Here is a 23,377-nt window from a genome sequence, read left to right on the forward strand (position 1 = left end):
TTCCCCCATGATTTCTGAACAAACCCGAGCGCGCTTCGACCGCGAAGTCGCTAAATACCCCGCGGACCAGAAGCAGTCGGCCGTCATGGCCTGCCTGACCATCCTGCAGGAAGAGCACGGCTACGTGAGCGCCGAGAGTGAGAAACTCGTGGCCGAATACCTCGGCATGGCGCCTATCGCCGTGCATGAAGTCACCACCTTCTACAACATGTACAACCAGCGTCCCGTTGGCAAGTACAAGCTCAACGTCTGCACCAACCTGCCGTGCCAACTGCGTGATGGCGCCAAGGCGCTCAAGCACCTGGAGCACAAACTGGGCATCGCCATGGGTGAGACCAGTGCCGACGGCCTGTTCACGCTGCAGCAATCCGAATGCCTGGGTGCCTGCGCCGATTCGCCGGTGATGCTGGTCAATGACCTCACCATGTGCAGTTTCATGAGCAACGAGAAGCTGGACCAGCTCATCGATGGCCTTAAATCCGCCGAGGCAAAGCAACCATGACGCTCGCACCCTTGTCTCCCAACAGCGCAGCCGCGCAAAGCGTGCTGTCCCAGTTCGCGGCCACCGGCGTGCAGACCTGCTTCCACGGCCGGCACATCAACCCGCAAATCCTGGCCGACCTCAACGGCAGCAACTGGCGGCTCAAGGACTACGAAGCCCGCGGCGGCTATCAGGCCCTGCGCAAGATCCTCAAGCAGGATGGCGGCGAGGGCATGACGCCCGACCAGGTGATTGCCGAAGTCAAGGCCGGCAGCCTGCGCGGCCGCGGCGGCGCGGGTTTCCCGACGGGGCTCAAGTGGAGCTTCATGCCGCGCCAGTTCCCGGGCCAGAAATACCTGGTCTGCAACTCGGACGAGGGCGAACCGGGCACCTGCAAAGACCGCGACATCATGCAGTACAACCCGCACAGCGTGATCGAAGGCATGGCGATCGCCGCCTATGCCATGGGCATCAGCGTGGGCTACAACTACATCCACGGCGAAATTTTCGCGACCTACCAGCGCTTTGAAGAAGCGCTGGAAGAAGCGCGCGCCGCCGGCCTGCTGGGCAACAACATCTTCGGCAGCGGCTTCAGCTTCCAGCTCCATGCCTCGCACGGTTTCGGCGCCTACATCTGCGGCGAAGAAACCGCGCTGCTCGAATCGCTGGAAGGCAAAAAAGGCCAGCCGCGCTTCAAGCCGCCGTTCCCCGCCAGCTTCGGCCTCTACGGCAAGCCCACCACCATCAACAACACCGAGACCTTCGCGGCCGTGCCCTGGATCATCCGCAACGGCGGCCAGGCCTACCTCGAATGCGGCAAGCCCAACAACGGCGGCACCAAGATCTATTCTGTCTCGGGCGACGTCGAACTGCCGGGCAACTATGAAGTGCCCATGGGCACGCCGTTTTCCAAGCTGCTGGAGCTCGCCGGCGGCGTGCGCAAGGGCCGCACGCTCAAGGCCGTGATCCCCGGCGGGTCGTCGGCCCCCGTGCTGCCGGCTTCCATCATGATGGAATGCACCATGGACTACGACTCCATCGCCAAGGCCGGCTCCATGCTGGGCTCGGGCGCGGTGATCGTCATGGACGACAGCCGTTGCATGGTCGAGTCGCTCAAGCGCCTGTCCTACTTCTACATGCACGAATCCTGCGGCCAGTGCACGCCTTGCCGCGAAGGCACGGGCTGGCTCTGGCGCGTCGTGGACCGCATCCACAACGGCCATGGCAAGCAGACCGACATGGACCTGCTCAACTCGGTGGCCGACAACATCCAGGGCCGCACCATCTGCGCGCTGGGCGATGCCGCGGCCATGCCGGTGCGCGCCATGATCAAGCATTTCCGCCATGAGTTTGAAGCCATGATCAAGCCACAAGTCTCCCACGCTCCGGTTTCGGCTGCCGCGCAAGCCTGAACTGCGGAAAGAAAAAATATGGTTGAAATAGAACTCGACGGCCAGAAGGTGGAAGTGCTTGAAGGCAGCACGGTGATGCATGCGGCCGAAAAAGCCGGCACCTACATTCCGCACTTCTGCTATCACAAGAAGCTCAGCATTGCGGCCAACTGCCGCATGTGCCTGGTTGACGTGGAGAAGGCGCCCAAGCCCATGCCGGCCTGCGCCACGCCCGTCACGCAGGGCATGATCGTTCGCACCAAGAACGACAAAGCCATCAAGGCCCAGAAGGGCGTGATGGAGTTCCTGCTGATCAACCACCCGCTGGACTGCCCGATCTGCGACCAGGGCGGCGAGTGCCAGCTGCAGGACCTGGCCGTCGGCTACGGCGGCAGTGAATCGCGCTACGAGGAAGAAAAGCGCGTGGTCTTCCACAAGGACGTCGGCCCGCTGATCTCCATGCAGGAGATGAGCCGCTGCATCCATTGCACGCGCTGCGTGCGTTTCGGCCAGGAAGTGGCCGGCGTGATGGAGCTCGGCATGTCGCACCGCGGCGAACACGCCGAGATCGAAACTTTCGTCGGCATGTCGGTGGACTCCGAACTGTCCGGCAACATGATCGACATCTGCCCGGTCGGCGCGCTGACCAGCAAGCCTTTCCGCTACAGCGCCCGCACCTGGGAACTGTCGCGCCGCAAGTCGGTCAGCCCGCACGACTCGACCGGCGCCAACCTGATCGTCCAGGTCAAGAGCAACAAGGTCATGCGCGTCGTGCCCCTGGAGAACGAAGACATCAACGAATGCTGGATCGCCGACCGCGACCGCTTCTCGTATGAAGCCCTCAACGGCGATGAACGCTTGACCAGTCCCATGCTCAAGCAGGGCGGCGAGTGGAAGACTGTCGACTGGCAGACCGCGCTTGAATACGTGGCCAACGGCCTCAAGCAGATCAAGGCCGACCACGGCGCGGGCAGCATCGGTACCCTGGCCAGCCCGCACAGCACGCTCGAAGAACTCTACCTGGCCGCCTCCCTGATGCGCGGCCTGGGCAGCGAGAACATCGACTATCGCCTGCGCAACGCCGAGTTCGCCGCACCTTCGGCCATACGTTGGCTGGGCACATCCATCGCTTCGCTGTCGCAACTGCAGCGTGTGCTGGTGGTGGGTTCCAACCTGCGCAAAGACCATCCGCTGTTCGCACAACGCATACGCCAGGCCGTGCGCAAGGGTGGGGCGCTCAGCAGCATCAATTCCGCGACCGAACTGGCAAACGCCGATGCTTGGGCCATGCCCGTCGCCAATACGCTGCTCGCAGCGCCTGAAGCCTGGGCCCAGGCCCTGGCCGATGTGGCCGCCGCAATTGCCGCCGACAAGGGCGTTACGGCACCGGCAGCCGGCCAGGCCACCGATGCCGCCAAGGCCATCGCCAAGTCTCTGCTGGGTGGCGAGCGCAAAGCCATTTTGCTGGGCAATGCCGCGGCGCACCATGCCAAGGCCTCCAGCCTGCTGGCGCTTGCCAACTGGATTGGCGCGCAGACCGGCGCCAGCGTGGGCTATCTCACCGAAGCGGCCAACACCGTGGGCGCCCAGCTCGCCGGCGCCTTGCCTGCCGGCAAGGGCCTGCATGCCGGCCAGATGCTGGACGGCCAGCTCAAGGCCGTGATCCTGCTCAACAACGAACCCGAGTTTGATTCGGCCGCGGGCGCCAGGGCAAAGTCCTCGCTCAACACCGCGCAAATGGTCGTGACACTGAGCCCCTTCAAGGCCAACATGGCTTTCAGCGACGTGCTGCTGCCTATCGCTCCTTTCACCGAAACTCCCGGCACCTTTGTGAACGCCGAAGGTCGCGTGCAGGGTTTTCACGCCGTCGTCAAGCCGCTGGGCGATACGCGCCCGGCCTGGAAGGTGCTGCGTGTGCTTGCCAACCTGCTGGATTTGCCCGGCTTTGACTTTGAATCCTCGCAAGACGTGCTCAAGCAAGTCGCGGGCGCGGATGCGGCGCAGCTGCCCGCGGACAAGCTGGGCAACGGCACCCAGGCAGGTATCGACCTGTCGGCGGCTGCTGCCCAGGCGCCCGCCGTGGCCGGCATCTACCAGCTCGACGGGCTGGTCAGGCGCGCGACCTCCCTGCAGCTCACGGCTGATGCCCGCCAGGCCGCCGGCCTCCAAGCCCAGCTTGAAGGAGCAGGCGCATGATTGACGGAATCTTCGCCTTCGGCCAGGGTTTGATGGGCGGCATCTGGCCGGGCACCGTGTGGCCCGTACTGTGGACGCTCATCAAGATCGTCTGCGTGCTGGCGCCGCTGATGGGTTGTGTGGCCTACCTCACGCTGTGGGAACGCAAGGCCATCGGCTTTACCCAGATCCGCCTGGGCCCCAACCGTGTCGGGCCTTTCGGCCTGCTGCAGCCTATCGCCGATGCGCTCAAGCTGCTGACCAAAGAAATCATCATTCCCACGGCGGCCAGCAAGGGCCTGTTCGTGCTCGGCCCCATCATGACCATCATGCCGGCTCTGGCCGCCTGGGCCGTCATTCCCTTTGGCCCCGAGATCGCGCTGGCCAACATCAACGCGGGCCTGCTGTTCCTCATGGCCATCACCTCGCTGGAGGTGTATGGCGTGATCATCGCGGGTTGGGCCTCCAACTCCAAATACGCCTTCCTGGGCGCCATGCGCGCTTCGGCGCAAATGGTGAGTTATGAAATCGCCATGGGTTTTTGCCTGGTGGTGGTGCTCATGGTGTCGGGCAGCCTCAACATGACCGACATCGTGATGAGCCAGGGCAAGGGCATGCTGGCAAGCAGCGGCTGGACCTTCCTGTCCTGGAACTGGCTGCCGCTGTTGCCGATTTTTGTCGTGTACTTCATCTCCGGCCTGGCCGAGACCAACCGCCACCCCTTCGACGTCGTTGAAGGCGAATCCGAAATCGTGGCCGGCCACATGGTCGAGTACTCGGGCATGGCCTTCGCGATGTTCTTCCTGGCCGAATACGCCAACATGTGGCTGGTCGCCATCCTGGCCGTGCTGATGTTCCTGGGCGGCTGGTTGCCGCCTGTTGAAGCCCTGAGCTTCATCCCCGGCTGGATCTGGCTGGGCGCCAAGACCTTTGTCGTGGTCACCATGTTCCTGTGGGTGCGCGCCACCTTCCCGCGTTTTCGTTATGACCAGATCATGCGTTTGGGTTGGAAAATTTTTATCCCCGTGACCCTGGTCTGGCTGGTGGTCGTTGGCGCCTGGATGCAGACGCCCTACAACATCTGGAAATAAACCATGTCTTCCGCTGTAGCCTCCGTCAAGGATTTTGTTTCGAGCTTCATGCTTACCGAGCTGTTCAAGGGCATGGCCCTGACCGGCAAGTACATGTTCAGCCGCAAGATCACGGTCCAGTTTCCCGAGGAAAAGACCCCGCTGAGCCCGCGTTTTCGCGGCCTGCATGCACTGCGCCGTTATGACAACGGCGAGGAGCGCTGCATCGCCTGCAAGCTCTGCGAAGCGGTATGCCCGGCCATGGCCATCACCATCGAATCCGACGTGCGTGAAGACGGCAGCCGCCGTACCTCGCGTTACGACATCGACCTGACCAAATGCATCTTCTGCGGTTTCTGCGAAGAAAGCTGCCCGGTCGACTCCATCGTCGAGACCCACATCTTTGAATACCACGGCGAAAAACGCGGCGACCTGTATTTCACCAAAGAGATGCTGCTGGCCGTGGGCGACCGTTATGAGTCCGAAATTGCCGCCAACCGCGCGGCGGATGCCAAGTACCGCTGAACCCCAGGCCGCTGGCTCAAGAAAGAATCCACAACAACATGGACGCTAAAACAGGTCTTTTTTATGTGTTCGCCGCGGTGCTGCTGTTTGCGGCATTCAAGGTGATTACCGCGCGCAACCCGGTACATGCGGCGCTGTACCTCGTGCTGGCATTCTTCCAGGCGTCCGCCGTCTGGATCCTGCTCAAAGCCGAGTTCCTGGCCATCACGCTGGTGCTGGTCTACGTGGGCGCCGTGATGGTGCTCTTCCTGTTCGTGGTGATGATGCTGGACATCAACATCGACAGCGTGCGCAAGGGCTTCTGGAAGCATTTCCCGCTGGCCGGCTCCGTCGGCGCCATCATCGCGCTGGAAATGTCCTACGTGCTGATGGGCGGCTTTCGTGAGCCGCCCAAGGTTGCGGCCGGCGCGGGTCAGATAGGCGCGCAGCTTTCCAACACCAAGGAGCTCGGCAAGCTGCTGTACTCCGAATACCTGTATCCGCTGGAAGTCGCCGCGGTGATCCTGCTGGTGGCGATCATTGCCGCCATCGCGCTGACCCTGCGCGCGCGCAAGGACTCTAAATACCAGAACCCATCCGAGCAAATCCGGGTCAAGCGCTCGGATCGCGTGAGCCTGGTCAAGATGAAATCCGTCGTGGCCGCAGCGCCGGTTGTCGCGGCTGTACCCGCCGAGGAGAAGAAGGCATGACGCTCACCCTGGGACATTTTCTTTCGCTGGGCGCGATGCTGTTCGCGCTGTCGGTCATCGGCATCTTCCTGAACCGCAAAAACCTGATCGTGCTGCTCATGGCCATCGAGCTCATGCTGCTGGCGGTCAACATGAATTTTGTGGCCTTCTCGTACTACCTGAACGACATGGCCGGCCAGGTTTTTGTGTTCTTCATCCTGACCGTCGCCGCGGCCGAATCGGCCATAGGCCTGGCCATCCTGGTGCTGCTGTTCCGCAACAAGTCCAGCATTAACGTCGACGAACTCAACACGCTCCAGGGCTAAAGTAAATGAGTCAAACCCTCTCAGCATCGGCCCTGCTGGCCGTTCCGTTGGCACCCCTGGCCGGCGCACTGGCGGCCGGTATCCTCGGCACCTCTTTTGGCGGCAACTGGATAGGCCGGCGCCTGTCGCACAGCCTCACCATTCTTGGCGTGCTGGTGGCCTTCATTATTTCCGCGATGACGCTCAAGAGCGTGGCCATCGACGGCGCGCGTTTCAATGAAACGCTTTACACCTGGATGAACGTCGGCGGCCTGAGGATGGAAATCGGCTTCCTGGTCGACGGCCTCACGGCCATGATGATGTGCGTGGTGACCTTTGTGTCCCTGATGGTGCACATCTACACCATAGGCTATATGGAAGAAGACGAGGGTTACAACCGCTTCTTCGCCTACATCTCGCTGTTCACCTTCTCCATGCTGATGCTGGTGATGAGCAACAACATGCTGCAGCTGTTCTTCGGCTGGGAGGCCGTGGGCCTGGTGTCCTACCTGCTGATCGGTTTCTGGTTCAACAAACCCACCGCCATCTTCGCCAACATGAAGGCCTTCCTGGTCAACCGCGTGGGCGACTTCGGCTTCATACTCGGCATCGGCCTGATCGCCGCCTATGCCGGAACGCTCAATTACGGCGAGGCTTTTGCCAAGGCTGAAGAACTCTCCAAGCTGACATTCCCCGGCACCGGCTGGATGCTGATCACCGTGGCCTGCATCTGCCTTTTCATTGGCGCCATGGGCAAGTCGGCGCAGTTTCCGCTGCATGTCTGGTTGCCCGACTCCATGGAAGGCCCGACCCCCATCTCCGCGCTGATCCACGCGGCCACCATGGTGACGGCAGGCATTTTCATGGTGGCGCGCATGTCGCCGCTGTTCGAACTCAGCGACACCGCGCTGAGCTTCATCATGGTGATAGGCGCCATCACGGCCCTGTTCATGGGCTTTCTCGGCATCATCCAGAACGACATCAAACGCGTGGTCGCGTATTCAACGCTCTCGCAGCTGGGCTACATGACGGTCGCGCTGGGCGCTTCGGCTTATTCCGTCGCGGTGTTCCACCTGATGACCCATGCCTTCTTCAAGGCGCTGCTGTTCCTGGCGGCTGGCTCGGTCATCATCGGCATGCACCACAACCAGGACATCCGCTGGATGGGCGGCGTGCGCAAGTACATGCCCATCACCTGGATCACCTCGCTGCTGGGTACGCTGGCCCTGATAGGCACGCCTTTGTTCGCGGGTTTCTACTCCAAGGACAGCATCATCGAAGCCGTGCATGAAAGCCACCTCGCGGGCGCCGGTTTCGCTTACTTCGCGGTGCTGGCGGGCGTCTTCGTGACGGCTTTTTATTCCTTCCGCCTGTATTTCCTGGTGTTCCACGGCAAGGAGCGCTTCGACCAGAATCCCGACGCGCACCACCATGGCCACGACGACCACGGCCACCATGGCGAACACCATGAACCGCACGAATCCCCCTGGGTGGTGACGGTGCCGTTGATCCTGCTGGCGATTCCGTCGGTGGTGATCGGCTTCATGACGATAGAGCCCATGCTGTACGGCGGGTTCTTCAAGGACGCCATCTTCGTGAACCTTGAAAAACACCACGCCATGGAAGAACTCAAGGAGTTGTTCCACGGGCCGGCGCAGATGGCCTTGCATGGCCTGATGGCGCCACCGTTCTGGCTGGCCTTGGGCGGCTCGGTGCTGGCCTGGTATATGTACATGGTCAACCCGGCCCTGCCGGCCGCGATCAAGCGCATGTTCATGCCCGTGTTCACGCTGCTCGACAACAAGTACTACTTCGACTGGTTCAACGAAAACGTGCTGGCCCGCGGCACCCGCCTGCTCGGCACCGCGCTCTGGAAGGGCGGCGACCAGAAGCTGATCGACGGCGCATTGGTCAACGGCTCCTGGAAAGTGGTCGGCTGGGTCTCCGGCGTGGTGCGCCGGTTGCAGTCTGGTTACATCTACCACTATGCCTTCGGCATGATTGTTGGCGTGTTTGTGTTGATGACGTATTTCGTCTGGCTCAATCGCTGATCAGTTCAACAAAATCAAGGAAGAACAAGAATGGGTTTGTTGAGTCTTGCGATCTGGACACCGATTGTTTTCGGTGTGGTTCTGCTGGCGCTGGGCCGTGACGAGCAGGCGCGCAGCGTTCGCTGGGTCGCGCTGATAGGCGCGGTCGTCAGTTTCCTGGTCACGCTGCCTTTGTACAGCGGCTTCGAGCTGGGCACTTCGGCCATGCAATTCGTGGAGAAGGCCGGCTGGATCCAGCGCTTCAACGTCAACTACCACGTGGGCGTGGACGGCATCTCGCTGTGGTTCGTGCTGCTCACGGCCTTCATCAACGTGGTGGTCGTCATCGCCAGCTGGGAAGCCATCACGACGCGCGTGAACCAGTACATGGCTTCCTTCCTGATCCTGAGCGGGCTCATGATCGGCGTGTTTTCGGCGCTGGACGGCATCCTGTTCTACGTGTTCTTTGAAGCCACGCTGATCCCGATGTACCTCATCATCGGCATCTGGGGCGGTCCCAACAAGATTTACGCGGCCTTCAAGTTCTTTCTCTACACCTTGCTCGGCTCGCTGTTGATGCTGGTGGCGTTGATTTACCTGTACAACAAGTCGGGCGGCAGCTTCGACATCCTGACCTGGCACAAGCTGCCGCTGGGCGGCACGATACAGACGCTGCTGTTCTTCGCCTTCTTCGCGGCCTTTGCCGTCAAGGTGCCGATGTGGCCGGTCCACACCTGGCTGCCCGACGTGCACGTCGAGGCGCCCACGGGTGGCTCCGCCGTGCTGGCGGCCATCATGCTGAAGCTGGGGGCTTACGGTTTCCTGCGTTTCTCCATGCCCATCGCGCCGGATGCCGCGCATGAATGGGCCTGGCTCATGATCGCGCTGTCGCTGATCGCCGTCGTCTACGTCGGCCTGGTGGCCCTGGTGCAGCAGGACATGAAAAAGCTGGTGGCCTATTCATCGGTGGCCCACATGGGTTTTGTCACGCTCGGCTTTTTCATCTTCAACGACCTCGGCGTCTCCGGCGGCATCGTGCAGATGATTGCCCACGGTTTTGTGTCGGGCGCGATGTTCCTGTGCATCGGCGTGCTGTATGACCGCGTCCACTCTCGCGAAATCGCCAGCTACGGCGGCGTGGTCAACACCATGCCCAAGTTCGCGGCCTTCGCGCTGCTCTTTGCCATGGCCAACTGCGGCCTGCCGGCCACAGCCGGTTTTGTCGGCGAGTGGATGGTGATCCTGGGCGCCGTCAAATACAACTTCTGGATCGGCGGAGCGGCGGCCACTGCGCTGATTTTTGGTGCAGCCTATACCTTGTGGATGTACAAGCGCGTCTATCTCGGCCCCGTGGCCAATGAGGACGTCAAGGCGCTCACCGACATCAACAGCCGCGAGTTCCTGATGCTGGCGCTGCTGGCCATCGCCGTGCTGTTCATGGGTATCTATCCCAAGCCGTTCACGGACGTGATGAACACGTCGGTCGCCGACTTGCTCAAGCATGTCGCGGTCTCCAAGCTGAACTGAAGCTGACCACTACAAAGAATTCAGATGATAGACAAACTCTCCTGGATCTCGGTTTACCCCGAACTCGTACTCCTCACCATGGCCTGCGTGATCGCGCTGGTGGACCTGGGCGTGAAGACGCCCCAGCGCACGCTGACCTATGTGCTCACGCTGTTGACGCTGGCCGCGGTGGCCGCCATGGAAGCCGCCTATGCGGTGGGCGGGCAGACCTTCTACGGCTTCGGCAACATGGTGGTCGTCGACCCCATGGGCGCCTGGCTCAAGTGCTTTGCCTGCATTGCCGTGATGATCACGCTGGTGTACGGCCGGCCCTACGCGGCTGACCGCGAGATGCTGCGCGGCGGTGAATTCTTCACGCTGAGCCTGTTCGCCCTGCTGGGCATGTTCGCGATGATCTCGGGCCACAACTTCCTGGTGATCTACATGGGGCTGGAGCTGCTTACGCTGTCCAGCTACGCGCTGGTGGCCCTGCGCCGCGACAACGCCATCGCCACCGAAGCGGCCATGAAGTATTTCGTGCTCGGCGCGCTGGCCTCGGGTTTCCTGCTTTACGGCCTGTCGATGCTGTACGGCGCGACTGGCTCGCTGGACCTCAACGAAGTGTTCAATGCCATTGCCAGCCGCCAGGTCAGGCACCAGGTGCTGATTTTCGGCCTCGTCTTCATCGTGGCCGGCTTGGCCTTCAAACTGGGGGCCGTGCCTTTCCACATGTGGCTGCCGGACGTTTACCAGGGCGCGCCCACGGCGGTGACGCTGCTGATAGGCGGCGCGCCGCAGCTCGCTGCCTTTGCGATCTGCATACGCCTGCTGGTCGAGGGCCTGTTGCCGCTGGCGATCGACTGGCAGCAGATGCTGGCCTTGATGGCGATAGGCTCGCTGCTGATAGGTAATCTGGCCGCCATCGCCCAGTCCAACTTGAAGCGCATGCTGGCCTTCTCGACCATCTCCCAGATGGGTTTCCTGCTGCTCGGCCTTCTGGCCGGCGTGGTCAACGGCAACGAACTCAACACCGAGTCCGCCTACAGCGCGGCCATGTTCTACGCCCTGACCTATGTGCTCACCACGCTTGGCGCCTTCGGCATCATCATGCTGCTGGCACGGGCCGGCCATGAATCCGAGGACATCGCCGATCTGGCCGGCCTGAACCAGCGTAGCCCCCTGTACGCGGGCGTGATGGCCATCTGCATGTTCTCGCTGGCCGGTTTGCCGCCGCTGGTCGGCTTTTATGCCAAGCTGTCCGTGCTGCAGGCTTTGATCTCGTCGCAGCAAACCAGCTATGTCGTGCTGGCTGTTTTCGCCGTGGTCATGTCGCTGGTCGGCGCTTTCTACTACCTGCGCGTGGTCAAGGTCATGTACTTTGATGCGCCGCTGGCCCACAATGCCCAGCCGGTCTCCGGACCGACGGATGCCAAGGTGGTGCTCGCGATCAACGGCGCTCTCATCCTGATCCTGGGCATGCTGCCCGGCGGCTTGATGACACTGTGCGCCCAGTCGATCAGCAGCATCGTCAAGTCCCTGGGCTCATGACGCAAACGGCTTCGGTCTGGCTGGTGGTGTTGCTGGCCTTGCTGGCGGCCAACCTGCCATTCATCAGCAACCGCCTGTTCGCGGTCTACGCGCTCAAGCAGCCCAAAAACCTCGCGATCCGGCTGGGTGAGATGGTCGTCTGGTACTTCCTCATTGGAGGCCTGGGCCTCTATCTTGAGCAGCGTACCGGCCAGATCGCGCCACAGGGCTGGGAGTTTTACGCCATCACCGGTGCGCTCTTCATCACCTTCGCTTTTCCCGGTTTCACCTGGCGTTACCTGTTCAAGCACCGGCCATGAAGAAAGCCGTACCGGACGGCGCTGAAACCGGCAAGGCGGCCGATGCGCACCTTGTGGAGACCCGGCTGGCTTCCACGGAAATCCTCAAGGGCAATTTCCTCCATGCCATGCGCGACACCGTCGGCCTGCCCGACGGCACGCAGGCGACGCGCGAATACATCATCCACCCCGGCGCCGTGATGATCGTCGCCCAATGCGACGACGGCCGCCTGGTGCTGGAGCGCCAATACCGCTACCCCGTGCAGGCCGTCATGGTCGAGTTTCCCGCGGGCAAGCTGGACCCGGGCGAGGGTTCGCTGGCCTGCGCCCAGCGTGAGTTGCTGGAGGAAACCGGCTACACCGCACGCGAATGGGCGCGTGCCGGTGTGCTGCACCCGGTGATCTCCTATTCGACGGAGTTCATCGATATCTGGTTTGCGCGTGGACTGGTCCAGGGCGCCCGCAAGCTCGACGCCGGAGAGTTCCTCGATGTGTTTACCGCCACCCCCGCCGAGTTGCTGGCCTGCTGTGCGGACGGCCGCGTGACCGACGCGAAGACGCTCACAGGCGCTTTGTGGCTGCAAAACGTGTTGTCGGGCGCATGGGCTTTGGACTGGCAGCCCGCCATTGCCTGACTCCCCGGCGATAATCCGCCCATGAAGGTCCTGAATCTCCAGTGTTCGCACCAGCATGCGTTTGAAGGCTGGTTTGCGTCCGAAGACGATTTCCAGAGCCAGCTGTCGCGCGGCCTGGTCGAATGCCCCCTGTGCGCCGACAAAAGCGTGCAAAAACTCCCGAGCGCACCGCGACTGAATCTCGGCGGCCGCCAGGACCCGGATGCCGGCGCAAAACAATCCCCCTCGTCCTCCACTGCCGTGAATGCAGAGGAAGGCACCACGGCGCGCAACATGACCACCGCCACCGGAATGCCGGCCGGCGCCAACCAGGCGCAGCAAGCCGCATTCCTGCAGGCCTTGCGCCATGTGATCGCCAATACCGAGGATGTGGGAACGCGCTTTGCCGACGAGGCGCGCCGCATGCACTACGGCGAGCAGGAAGCGCGCAGCATACGCGGCCAGGCCAGCATGCGTGAAACCGTTGAGTTGCTGGAGGAAGGCATCGAGGTGGTGCCTTTGCCGCTGCCGGCGGCGGTCAAGGAAACGCTGCAGTAACGGCTCAACTGGGCACTGCCATCCGGCGGCGCCGCACCATGCGGCTCGCCGCATAAAGCCCCAGCGGTATGGCGACAAAATGCGGCCAGATGAAATAGGCCGGCTCATAACTTACCCAGCTGAATGGGCTTTCGCCGACGGCCATGGAGTCCAGGGTGCCGGTCACGACGACATAGATCAGCCACGGCAGGCTGCTGATCGCCACCAGGGCGAGCGAGGTGTTTTTGAGCAGCCTGTAGACCGCATTGCCGGCCGCCACCGCGAGCAAGAAAATTGGCAGGTGGCGGATGGCGATCAGCGCGAAGGCGGCGCGCAGGTTTTCGTCCTCATAGCTTTGCACGGACCAGCGCGCGATGGCCGGGCCGTCGAGCAAAGGCCCCAGCAGCGCAGCGAGTGCTGCCACCACGGCGCCCAGAAACAATGCGGCCGCGGGCTGGCGAAAAGCGGCCATCGCAGGCCGCCCGTCGCCAGGGCCGTCGGGCGCATGGTCCATCAGGGGTAGAGGCCGCGCAGTTCGCGGGTGTGCAGTATGCGTTTGCAGGCCACGATGAAGGTCGCGGTACGCAGGCTGACCTTCTGGTCTTGCGCCACATGCCAGACGCCGGCGAAAGCGTCTTTCATGATCTTGACCAGGCGCTTGTTGATTTCTTCCTCGTCCCAGAAGAAGCTGGAGAAATCCTGCACCCATTCAAAGTAGCTGACCGTCACGCCGCCGGCGTTGGCGATCACGTCCGGCAGCACCAGGATGTTGCGGTCATGCAGGATGTCGTCGGCCGCCGGGGTGGTCGGGCCGTTCGCGCCTTCGATGATCATGCGGGCCTTGATGCGGCCGGCGTTGGCTTCGGTGATCTGCTGCTCGAGTGCTGCAGGGATCAGGATGTCGCACTCGACGTCCCAGAACTTGTCGTTGGCGATGACTTCGGCCTCCTGGAAACCGGCCACGCTGCCGTTGGCTTCCACATGCCTGAGCAGCGCCGGCACGTCCAGGCCGGCTTCGCGGTAAATCGTGCCGCCGTGGTCCTGCACCGCCACCACGCGCGCGCCGGTTTCGGCAAACAGCTTGCCCGCCACGCCGCCCACATTGCCGAAACCCTGCACCGCGATGCGCGATGTCGCGATGTCCAGGCCTATGTGTTTGGCCGCTTCCACACCCACGGTGTAGACGCCGCGGCCCGTGGCCTCACGCCGGCCCAGTGAGCCGCCCAGGTCCACCGGCTTGCCGGTGACCACGCCAGTGGAGGTGGAGCCGGTGTTCATCGAGTAGGTGTCCATCATCCACGCCATGATCTGGTCGTTGGTGTTGACGTCGGGCGCGGGGATGTCCTTGTTGGGGCCGATGATGATGCCGATCTCGCTGGTGTAGCGGCGCGTCATGCGCTCGAGCTCGCCGCGGGAGAGCTTCTTGGGGTCCACGCGTATGCCGCCCTTGGCGCCGCCGTAAGGCACGTTGACCGCCGCGTTCTTGACGGACATCCAGGCCGACAGGGCCATCACTTCCGACAGCGTGACGTCCTGGTGAAAGCGCACGCCGCCCTTGCCGGGGCCGCGCGAGACGTTGTGCTGCACGCGGTAGCCCTCGAAGTGGGCCACGGTGCCGTCATCCATGTGGATGGGCACGTCGACGATCAGCACGCGCTTGGGGCGCTTGAGCGTCTCGGCCCAGCGCGCCAGGCTGCCCAGATGGGGGATGACGCGGTCGACCTGTTGCAGGTAATTGCCCCAGGGGCCGAGGTTGTCGGCCTGGAGGTAGGAGGGCAGGGGGTGGGAGCCCGCGGGGACGGGGCCGGATGAGGCGTGCGACATGAAAACTCCTTGTGGGATGTCTTGGTGAAACTCAGTGCACGGAGCTTAAAAGCCCGCCTCCGAATAGTCCAAGGCATTGTGCACCACGATCTATGCAAATAATGCATATCGTCGGACTTGAATTCAGCTGCCGGCTCGGGGCTGCCGTGTCGGCGGGCCTCATACCGTGAACTGCAAGGCCGCCAGCCGCGCGTAAACGCCACCCCGATTCACCAGTTCGATGTGCGTGCCTTGCTCCACCAGCCGGCCGTGGTCCAGCACCAGGATGCGGTCGGCTTGCTGCACCGTGGCCAGGCGGTGGGCGATCACCAGCGTGGTGCGGCCCTTCATGGCCGACTCCAGCGCGGCCTGCACCATGCGCTCGCTTTCGGCATCGAGCGCGCTGGTGGCTTCGTCGAGCAGCAGCAGCGGCGAGTTCTTCAGCATGGCCCGCGCGATCGCGATGCGCTGGCGCTGCCCGCCGGAAAGCCGCACGCCGCGCTCGCCCAGGAAGGTGTCGTAGCCCTCGGGCAGGGCCATGATGAACTCATGCGCGAAGGCGGCTTTCGCGGCGGCGCGGGTTTCTTCATCGCTGGCCCCGGGCTTGCCGTAGCGGATGTTTTCAAGCGCGCTGGTGGAGAAGATCACCGCGTCCTGCGGAACGATGCCTATGCGGGCTCGCAGGTCTTCCAATGACATGTCGGCCGTGCGAACGCCATCAAGTTCAATGCGGCCCGAGGCCGGGTCGTAAAACCGCAGCAGCAACTGGAACACCGTGCTTTTGCCCGCGCCGCTGGGCCCGACGATGGCCACGGTTTCGCCGGGCGCCACGCTCAGGCTGAAATCGCTGAGCGCGGCCTGCGCAGGGCGTGAAGGGTAGTGAAAGGTCAGGGCTTCAAACCGGATTGCACTGCCCGCCTGTGTGATGTGTGGCGGCACAGGCTGGGCTGGCGAGGTGACCGGTGAGCGCGAGGCCAGCAGCTCCATCAAGCGCTCCGTCGCGCCCGCCGCGCGCAGCAGGTCGCCATAGACCTCGCCCAGCACGGCAGCGGCGCTGGCCAGGATGATCACGTAGACCACGGTCTGGCCCAGGTGGCCCGCCGTGATGTCTCCGCGCATCACGGCCTGGGTGCCCTGGTACAGGCCCCACAGCAGCGCCGCAGAGGTGGCGATGATGATGAAGGCCACCAGTGCCGAGCGCGCCCAGGCGCGGCGCACGGCGGTGTTGAAGGCCCGGGTGGTCGACTGGTCGAAGCGTTCGGCCTCGCGCGCCTCGGCGGTATAGCTTTGCACCACCGGAATCGCATTGAGCACCTCGGCGGCGATTGCGCTGGAGTCCGCCACGCGGTCCTGGCTGGCGCGCGAGAGCTTGCGCACGCGCCGGCCGAACCACACCGAGGGCGCGACGATCAGCACCAGCACGCCCAGCACCTGCACCATCAAGTAGGGGTTGGTATAGACCAGCATGCCCAGCGCGCCCACGCCCATCACGGCATTGCGCAGGCCCATGCTGAGCGATGAACCCACCACGGTCTGCACCAGCGTCGTGTCGCCGGTCAGGCGCGACAGGACCTCACCGGTCTGCGTGGTCTCAAAAAATTCCGGGCTTTGCCGTAGTACATGGGCATAGACCGCATTGCGCAAATCGGCTGTCACGCGCTCGCCCAGCCAGCTCACCATGTAAAAACGGCCGGCCGAAAAAAGCCCCAGCGCGGCGGCCACGGCAAACAGCTCGAAGAAATGCGTGCGCAAGGCCATCAGTTGCTCGCCCTTGCCGGCCGCGCTGAAGCCGCCGTCGATGAGGCCGCGCAAGGCCAGCGGGAACACCAGGGTCGCCACCGCGGCCAGCACCAGGAAGACCGCGGCCAGCAGGATGCGGCCTCGGTAGGGACGCAGAAAAGGCAGCAGGCCCGAGAGGGAGCGGGGTGAGCCTTTGGGGCCGGAGGAGGGGGGGAGTGTCGCCATTGGGTGAGTTTAGTCAAAATTAGGTCAATAATTTGCCAAAACAAACACAGCCTTGACATTATTTGTCTAGGCATGTATTATTCGGACCCATGAATGCAAAATCCCCCCGCCCTGAAGCTCCCGGCCCCGCACTTTGCGGCCTGCCGGCCGAGTTTTACTGCGCGAACGACTACGACGCCGGCCAAAGCACCGGCTACCTGATGCGCCAGATCATCAACAGCGTCTCCCAGCAGGTCGCGCGCGAGCTCGAGCCCCAGGGCCTGACCAACGCCCAATGGGTGCCCATGCTCAAGCTCTACCTCGGCAAGGCCTCCACCGTGGCCGAACTGGCGCGCCAATGCCAGCTCGACGCCGGCTCCATGACCCGCCTGCTGGACCGGCTCGAAGCCAAGGGTTTTTGCCGCCGCATCCGCTCCAGCGACGACCGGCGCGTGGTGAACATCGAGCTCACGCCCGAAGGCCGCGAAGCCGCCAAGGAAATCCCCGCCGTGCTCAGCCGTGTGCAGAACGCCCACCTGGCCGGCTTCTCGGTCGAGGAGTGGCAAAACCTCAAGGGCTATCTGCGCCGCATTCTTGAAACCGCGCACACCCTCCAAGCAGCGAATGAACAACATGACAAATAACACCTGTTCCTTTCCCATGGATTCCGACATCTCCGCCAACTCAGGCGCGTCGCCGCTAACTGCCGGCGAGACCCTGCCGGTCTGGCGCGCCTCCTTCCGCATGGCTCTGGTAGCTGCCGCCAGCGTGGTGGCCGTGGGCCTGATGGCTACGGGCCTGACCGGCTGCGCCGACATGTCCGGCATCACGCCCCAAGCCAGCCTGCGCGATGCGCCTTCGCTGGGCTTGAAGGCCAACCCAGACTCCGGTGCGCAGGCCACGGCGCAGGCGCCATTGGCCGCTGAATGGTGGCGCGACTTCGGCGACGAGCAGCTCAACACCCTGGTCGCCCAAGCCCTGCAAACCAGCCCCAGCCTCAAGCTGGCGCAAGCACGCCTGGCGCGCGCGCAGGCCGTGATCGAAGTGGCCGACGCCGCCACCTTGCCGCAACTCACCGGCCAACTCGACCTGACCCGCCAGCGCTACACCGCCAACGGCGCGGTGCCGCCGCCGCTGGCAGGCTCCATCCGCGAAAGCGGCACGGCCCAGCTCAACGCCAGCTGGGAGCTGGATTTCTTCGGCAAAAACCGCGCGGCGCTCGATGCCGCACTGGGCAGCGCCCAGGCCGCCGAAGCCGACACCCAGGCCGCGCGCGTGCTGCTGGCCAGCAATGTCGCGCGTACCTATTTCCAATTGGTGCGCCTCAATGAGCAAGCCAACGTGGCGCGCCGCACGCTCGCGCAACGCGAGGAAACGCTGAAGCTGGTGCGTGACCGCGTGGACGCCGGCCTGGATACCCGGCTTGAGTTGCGCCAGAGCGAAGGCGGCCTGCCCGAGGCGCGCCTGCAGCTCGAAACCCTGCTCGAGCAGATGGCCCTCACGCGCAATGCGCTGGGCGCGCTGGTCGGCCAGCCTGACGGCGCCGCCAGGCTGACGCCGTCGGCGCAGGCTTCGATCAAAAACGTCGCGGTGTCCGCCACCATCCCCGCCGACCTGTTGGGCCGCCGCGCCGACATCGCCGCCGCGCGCTGGCGTGTCGAGGCTTCGTCCAAAGACGTGGCCAATGCCAAGACCCAGTTCTATCCCAATATCAACCTCGTCGCCTTCGCCGGTTTCTCCAGCATAGGTTTGGGCAACCTGGTCGATTCGGGCAGCCGGCAGTGGGGCGTGGGCCCAGCGCTGCGCCTGCCGATTTTTGACGCGGGCCGCCTGCGCGCCAACCTGCGCGGCAAGACCGCCGACCTCGATGCCGCGGTGGAAAGCTACAACGCCGCCGTCATCGACGCGGTGCGCGACGTTGCCGACCAGGTGGCTTCTTCACAGGCCATCGTTCGCCAGCAGGCCGAGCAGCGCGCCGCCCAGGAAGCCGCCGAAAGCGCTTACGACATTGCAGTGCAGCGCTACAAGGCAGGCCTGGGCAACTACCTCAACGTGCTCACGGCGGAAACCAGTGTGCTGGCCCAGCGCCGGCTCGCGGTAGACCTCTCGGCCCGCGCGCTGGACACGCAGGTTGCGCTGATACGCGCGTTGGGCGGTGGTTACACCCCCGGCCAGTCGGTGCCCGCTGAACGCCAGGCAGCCCTCGCCACTCACTGAACCGCTTCAGACGATCAACCAATAGCAATACCTCAATACATAACAGCAGGTCACAAACATGAGCGCTACTGAATCCTCCAATTCCCCGGCTACCGCAGCTTCCACCGCGACCACGCCTTCCCCAACGCCCGCACCCGCCGGCAACCCCAAGCGCAAAAAAGCGCTGACCGCATTGGCTGCCGTCGTGGCCGTGGCCGGTTTGAGCTGGGGTGCTTATGAGTACCTGGTGGCCAGCCATTACGAAACCACAGACAACGCCTACGTCCAGGGCAATGTGATCCAGATCACGCCGCAAATCGGCGGCACTGTCATGGCCATCATGGCCGACGACACCGACTTCGTGAAAGCCGGCCAGGCATTGGTGCAATTGGACCCGGCCGATGCCAAGGTCGCGCTCGAGCAGGCCGAAGCCGCGCTGGCCCAGGCCGTGCGCCAGGTGCGCACGCTCTACGCCAACAACGGCACGCTGGCCGCGCAGATCGCCTTGCGCGATGCCGACGTGGTCAAGGCGCAAAGCGACATCGCCCGCGCCAGCGACGACCTGAAGCGCCGCCAGTCCCTCACCGGCAACGGCGCGGTGTCCGGCGAAGAACTCAACCATGCCCGCACGCAACTGGACGCCGCCAAAAGCGCCCTGGCCGCAGCGCAGGCCGGTGTGGTCGCCGCGCGCGAACAGCTCGCCAGCAACCAGGCCCTGACCGAAGGCACCAGCATTGAGCAGCACCCCAGCGTGCAGGTGGCGGCCGCCAAGGTGCGCGAAGCCTACCTGGCCACGCAGCGCGCCGGCCTGCTCGCGCCGGTCGATGGTTACGTCGCCAAGCGCACGGTGCAGCTCGGCCAGCGCGTGGCCGCCGGCACGCCCATGATGTCCATCATCCCGCTCAAGCAGGTCTGGGTCGATGCCAACTTCAAGGAAGTGCAGTTGCGCAACATCCGCATAGGCCAGCCCGTCACCCTGGTGGCCGACCTGTATGGCAAGAAGGTCGAATACAAGGGCTCCGTCGCGGGCCTGGGTGTCGGCACCGGCGCGGCTTTCGCGTTGCTGCCCGCGCAGAACGCCACCGGCAACTGGATCAAGGTGGTGCAGCGTGTGCCGGTGCGCATCGCGCTGGACGCCAAACAGCTGGCCGAGAACCCGCTGCGCGTGGGCCTGTCCATGGAAGCCGAAGTCGATGTGAGCAACAAAGACGGCAAGACGCTGGCCGATGCGCCGCGTGACGGCGCCGTGGCGCATTCCCAGACCTACGGCGCGCAAGATGATGCCGCCGATAAGGACGTGCAACGCGTGATTGCCGCCAACACCGGCAAGGCTGTGGTGAAGTCGGCCAAGGCCGCCAAATCCGCGGACCCGGCCAAGCCGGCAATCCCTGTGGGCGGGGCCGCTTTGCCGGCCCAGGCCGTCGGCGATGCTCAGACCCTCGCGTTCAGCCACACGCTGTCGCTGGCCGGCAACCAGGCGCCGCGCTAAGCCCCAGACCGCAGTTCAAGCAAGCGTAACCGCGACGAACTCTCATCGCGGTTTCCACCCGCCCATCTTCGCAAGGCTTTCATGGCTTCCGCACCTGCTACCGCTTACATCCCACCCCCGCCGCTGACGGGATCGGCCCGCCTGTGGGGCACGCTGGCCCTGTCGGCCGCGACCTTCATGAACGTGCTCGACACGTCGATTGCCAACGTGTCGCTGCCCGCCATCGCCGGCGACCTGGGCGTGAGCCCCAACCAGGGCACCTGGGTCATCACCAGCTTCGGCGTGGCCAACGCGATTGCCGTGCCGCTCACCGGCTGGCTGTCGCAGCGCTTCGGCCAGGTGCGTCTCTTCACCGCCAGCGTCATGCTGTTCGTGCTCACCTCCTGGCTGTGCGGCCTGGCGCCCAATATGACCACGCTGATCTTTCTGCGCGTGCTGCAGGGCCTGGTGGCCGGGCCCATGATCCCGCTGTCGCAGGCTTTGCTGCTGTCGAGCTACCCCAAAGCGCTGGCGGGGCTGGCCATGGCGCTGTGGTCCATGACGACCCTGATCGCGCCGGTGATGGGCCCGCTGCTGGGCGGCTGGATCACCGACAACATCTCATGGCCCTGGATTTTTTACATCAACATTCCCGTCGGCTTCGGCGCGGCCTTCATCACCTGGAGCATCTTCCGCAAACGCGAAAGCCCCACCAAAAAGCTGCCCATCGACTCCGTGGGGCTGGCGCTGCTGGTGGTCTGGGTCGGCTCCTTGCAGATCATGCTCGACAAGGGCCAGGAGCTCGACTGGTTCCATTCCGGTGAAGTCATCGCGCTGGGCATCATCGCGCTGGTCGGCCTGGCGGCCTTCGTGATCTGGGAACTGACTGAAGAGCACCCGGTGGTGGACTTGACGTTGTTCAAGAGGCGCAACTTCTGGGCCGGCGCACTCGCGCTGTCGGTGGGCTACGGCCTTTTCTTCGGCAACGTGGTGCTGCTGCCCCTGTGGCTGCAGCAGTACATGGGCTACACCGCCACGCAGGCCGGCATGGTTCTGGCGCCCGTCGGTGCTTTTGCCTTGCTGCTGTCGCCCGTGGTCGGCAAGAACATCGCCAAGGTCGACCCGCGCCGCTTCGCCGCCTTTGCCTTCATGGTGTTCGCGCTGGTGCTGTGGATGCGTTCGCACTTCAACACCCAGGCCGACTTCCAGACCATCATGATCCCGACCATCATCCAGGGCGTGGCCATGGCCTTCTTTTTCATCCCGCTGGTCACCATCACGCTGTCGGGTATTGCGCCTGAGAAGATCCCGGCGGCGTCGGGCCTGTCGAATTTTGTGCGCATCACGGCCGGCTCCTTTGGCACCTCCATCGCCACCACCATCTGGCAGGACCGCGCGGCCATGCACCATGCGCAGATCAGCGAGTATGTGAACCAGGGCAGCAGCGCGACCAACAGCGCGCTCAATGGCTTGGCTGCCGCCGGCCTCACGCCAGAACAAGCCCTGGGCACCATCAATCGCCTGGCCGACCAGCAGGCTTATATGCTCGCGGCCAACGACGTGTTTTATGTGTCGGCGCTGATCTTTTTGCTGCTGATTCCGCTGGTGTTTCTGACGCGGCCCACGCATGCCGGGGCGGGGAGTGCGGACGCTGCGGCTGGGGCGCACTGACGCCTTTTGCATGAAGCTGGAACGAACACGGCGCCTTGGGCGCCGTTTTTTTTGAGGAGCTATCAAATTGTCGCGTCCGCCCATGTCGTGTGGATGCGTCATGTGGCCGTTGCGGCCATGCCATCGGGCACAAAACGGACCCAGTGCAGGTCAGTTTTCTCGGTGCCAAGGCTTTAATGCGAATACCGAACCCAGCTCCAGGAGTTGGTCGAGTAAGCAGGCAGACTCTAGAAGCGGCGAGCAAATCCGCGCCAGCTTGTTGGGCAGTGTGCGGGCTACCTTGTTGTAGTTGCCCCTGGCGTGCACATCCAGCGCCCAGCGGCACACGTCGCAGTCCTCTTTATCAGCACCTTCAGCCAGTACTGACCTGGGACGAAGATTGGATTGAAGAGAGACGGAAAGGCCCAGGTGCGCCATCGGACGCGCAGAGGACCGAAATTGCGGCACACTGTGGGCATGAACGCTCAATTCCCAGACCCCGTTTCGCGCAGGATTGAATGCCGCTATTCAGTGCGTAAAAACCGGGTTTATTTGCAGCCTCGTTAGGCCTCAGCCATGAAGCTCTTGCTCGGTCCCCCGCCCAACTCCTTGAGCGATTTGCAATTGATTAGCGGCAACTGGAAAGGCGTCGCACACATGCCGATGTGGGCGCTTCAGATGGTGACACCGATAGTTGGCGGAGCCTTTGCGTTCGCTCTGTTTGTTGCTTGGGCCATTCTCAGTCCAAAATTCGCGATTGAATTTGCGCCTTCGCATCAAGTCATTGGTGCCGCAATCGCTGTTTTGCTGTCTGGTCTAGTGATTCAGCTCGGGGCTCATCCGTCATTAGGATTGTCCGCCAATTCTGTAGTTGGATTTTGGCCCTCACGACTCACTTTCTATACCGCCTACATTAATGGCATGTCGAAGCGGCGTTGCCTGCTGCAGCTGGTCTTGCCATTTCTCGTGATGTCGGTTACGCCGCTTGCTGTCGCAGCCCCTCTTGGAATCACCTCGGGATGGCTCGTTTTTGCTTCCTGTGGGGCAGCGTTCATATTTGGTGTGAACGTTCTTGTCGCTCTGTGGATAGCCTTCCTAGTACCGTCCGGTTCCATCATGCGAAGCCAGGGGTTCCAAAGCTACTGGAGCGTGAGTGGGCCTGATGCCTAGCAGGGAAATCGAGACGGA

General features: G+C 63.4%; 21 protein-coding genes. 18 read left to right on the forward strand and 3 right to left on the reverse strand.

Annotated elements, in window-relative coordinates; genetic code table 11:
• Positions 1-7: 7 nt before the first annotated feature.
• The 13 genes from nuoE to AC1DXS_RS06570 are packed head-to-tail and all read left to right on the forward strand — an operon-like array spanning position 8 to position 13,149.
• Complete coding sequence (gene nuoE / locus AC1DXS_RS06510) at positions 8-502, forward strand: NADH-quinone oxidoreductase subunit NuoE (protein ID WP_477736708.1); 495 nt, start codon at positions 8-10, stop codon at positions 500-502.
• The gene (gene nuoF / locus AC1DXS_RS06515) at positions 499-1,893 is read left to right on the forward strand and encodes an NADH-quinone oxidoreductase subunit NuoF (RefSeq protein ID WP_007864447.1); all 1,395 of its coding nucleotides are present in this window, start codon (positions 499-501) and stop codon (positions 1,891-1,893) included. Before nuoE ends, nuoF begins: the two co-directional genes overlap by 4 nt.
• An 18-nt stretch (positions 1,894-1,911) precedes the next feature.
• Entirely contained in the window at positions 1,912-4,068 is a 2,157-nt protein-coding gene (gene nuoG, locus AC1DXS_RS06520) for an NADH-quinone oxidoreductase subunit NuoG (protein ID WP_477736709.1), read from the forward strand.
• Entirely contained in the window at positions 4,065-5,138 is a 1,074-nt protein-coding gene (gene nuoH / locus AC1DXS_RS06525) for an NADH-quinone oxidoreductase subunit NuoH (RefSeq protein WP_477713562.1), read from the forward strand. Before nuoG ends, nuoH begins: the two co-directional genes overlap by 4 nt.
• A 3-nt stretch (positions 5,139-5,141) precedes the next feature.
• The gene (nuoI, locus tag AC1DXS_RS06530; protein WP_007864440.1) at positions 5,142-5,642 is read left to right on the forward strand and encodes an NADH-quinone oxidoreductase subunit NuoI; all 501 of its coding nucleotides are present in this window, start codon (positions 5,142-5,144) and stop codon (positions 5,640-5,642) included.
• A gap of 38 nt (positions 5,643-5,680) precedes the next feature.
• On the forward strand, positions 5,681-6,331 hold the full coding sequence (locus tag AC1DXS_RS06535) for an NADH-quinone oxidoreductase subunit J (RefSeq protein ID WP_477736710.1): 651 nt from the start codon (positions 5,681-5,683) through the stop codon (positions 6,329-6,331).
• Entirely contained in the window at positions 6,328-6,636 is a 309-nt protein-coding gene (gene nuoK / locus AC1DXS_RS06540; protein WP_007864437.1) for an NADH-quinone oxidoreductase subunit NuoK, read from the forward strand. Before AC1DXS_RS06535 ends, nuoK begins: the two co-directional genes overlap by 4 nt.
• Before the next feature lie 5 nt (positions 6,637-6,641).
• Positions 6,642-8,666, forward strand: a complete 2,025-nt coding sequence (gene nuoL / locus AC1DXS_RS06545) for an NADH-quinone oxidoreductase subunit L (protein ID WP_477736711.1) — start codon at positions 6,642-6,644, stop codon at positions 8,664-8,666.
• A 30-nt stretch (positions 8,667-8,696) separates the two neighbouring features.
• Positions 8,697-10,172, forward strand: a complete 1,476-nt coding sequence (locus AC1DXS_RS06550; RefSeq protein WP_477736712.1) for an NADH-quinone oxidoreductase subunit M — start codon at positions 8,697-8,699, stop codon at positions 10,170-10,172.
• A gap of 24 nt (positions 10,173-10,196) precedes the next feature.
• On the forward strand, positions 10,197-11,699 hold the full coding sequence (gene nuoN, locus AC1DXS_RS06555; RefSeq protein WP_477736713.1) for an NADH-quinone oxidoreductase subunit NuoN: 1,503 nt from the start codon (positions 10,197-10,199) through the stop codon (positions 11,697-11,699).
• Positions 11,696-11,998 (forward strand): DUF2818 family protein, encoded by a 303-nt coding sequence (locus AC1DXS_RS06560; RefSeq protein ID WP_477736714.1) that lies wholly within the window; start codon positions 11,696-11,698, stop codon positions 11,996-11,998. Before nuoN ends, AC1DXS_RS06560 begins: the two co-directional genes overlap by 4 nt.
• Positions 11,995-12,612 (forward strand): NUDIX domain-containing protein, encoded by a 618-nt coding sequence (locus tag AC1DXS_RS06565; protein WP_477736715.1) that lies wholly within the window; start codon positions 11,995-11,997, stop codon positions 12,610-12,612. The genes AC1DXS_RS06560 and AC1DXS_RS06565 overlap by 4 nt, the downstream gene beginning before the upstream one ends.
• A 21-nt stretch (positions 12,613-12,633) precedes the next feature.
• Positions 12,634-13,149, forward strand: a complete 516-nt coding sequence (locus tag AC1DXS_RS06570; protein ID WP_477736716.1) for a DUF1178 family protein — start codon at positions 12,634-12,636, stop codon at positions 13,147-13,149.
• Positions 13,150-13,153: 4 nt separating this feature from the next.
• On the opposite strand, the gene AC1DXS_RS06575 is transcribed toward AC1DXS_RS06570, so the two are convergent.
• From AC1DXS_RS06575 to AC1DXS_RS06585, 3 genes are all read right to left on the reverse strand, one after another.
• The gene (locus AC1DXS_RS06575; RefSeq protein WP_477736717.1) at positions 13,154-13,600 is read right to left on the reverse strand and encodes a hypothetical protein; all 447 of its coding nucleotides are present in this window, start codon (positions 13,598-13,600) and stop codon (positions 13,154-13,156) included.
• Between the two features lie 41 nt (positions 13,601-13,641).
• Complete coding sequence (locus AC1DXS_RS06580; RefSeq protein WP_477736718.1) at positions 13,642-14,952, reverse strand: Glu/Leu/Phe/Val family dehydrogenase; 1,311 nt, start codon at positions 14,950-14,952, stop codon at positions 13,642-13,644.
• A gap of 159 nt (positions 14,953-15,111) precedes the next feature.
• Positions 15,112-16,896: an ABC transporter transmembrane domain-containing protein gene (locus AC1DXS_RS06585; protein ID WP_477736719.1), complete on the reverse strand. Its 1,785-nt coding sequence runs from the start codon at positions 16,894-16,896 to the stop codon at positions 15,112-15,114.
• Positions 16,897-16,985: 89 nt separating this feature from the next.
• On the opposite strand from AC1DXS_RS06585, the gene AC1DXS_RS06590 reads away from it, so the two are divergent.
• The 5 genes from AC1DXS_RS06590 (at position 16,986) to AC1DXS_RS06610 (ending at position 23,359) form a co-directional block, all read left to right on the forward strand.
• Positions 16,986-17,519 (forward strand): MarR family winged helix-turn-helix transcriptional regulator, encoded by a 534-nt coding sequence (locus AC1DXS_RS06590; protein ID WP_477736720.1) that lies wholly within the window; start codon positions 16,986-16,988, stop codon positions 17,517-17,519.
• 100 nt (positions 17,520-17,619) lie between these two features.
• Positions 17,620-19,092 carry an efflux transporter outer membrane subunit gene (locus tag AC1DXS_RS06595; protein ID WP_477736809.1) on the forward strand — a complete coding sequence of 491 codons (1,473 nt, stop codon included), beginning with the start codon at positions 17,620-17,622 and terminating at the stop codon, positions 19,090-19,092.
• A gap of 58 nt (positions 19,093-19,150) precedes the next feature.
• Positions 19,151-20,560 (forward strand): EmrA/EmrK family multidrug efflux transporter periplasmic adaptor subunit, encoded by a 1,410-nt coding sequence (locus tag AC1DXS_RS06600; protein ID WP_477736721.1) that lies wholly within the window; start codon positions 19,151-19,153, stop codon positions 20,558-20,560.
• Positions 20,561-20,641: 81 nt separating this feature from the next.
• Positions 20,642-22,210, forward strand: coding sequence for a DHA2 family efflux MFS transporter permease subunit (locus tag AC1DXS_RS06605; RefSeq protein WP_477736722.1), 1,569 nt, complete (start codon positions 20,642-20,644; stop codon positions 22,208-22,210).
• Positions 22,211-22,765: 555 nt separating this feature from the next.
• Positions 22,766-23,359: a hypothetical protein gene (locus AC1DXS_RS06610; protein WP_477736723.1), complete on the forward strand. Its 594-nt coding sequence runs from the start codon at positions 22,766-22,768 to the stop codon at positions 23,357-23,359.
• The last annotated feature ends 18 nt before the right edge of the window (positions 23,360-23,377 follow it).

This window comes from Polaromonas sp. P3_B1 (assembly GCF_056402935.1).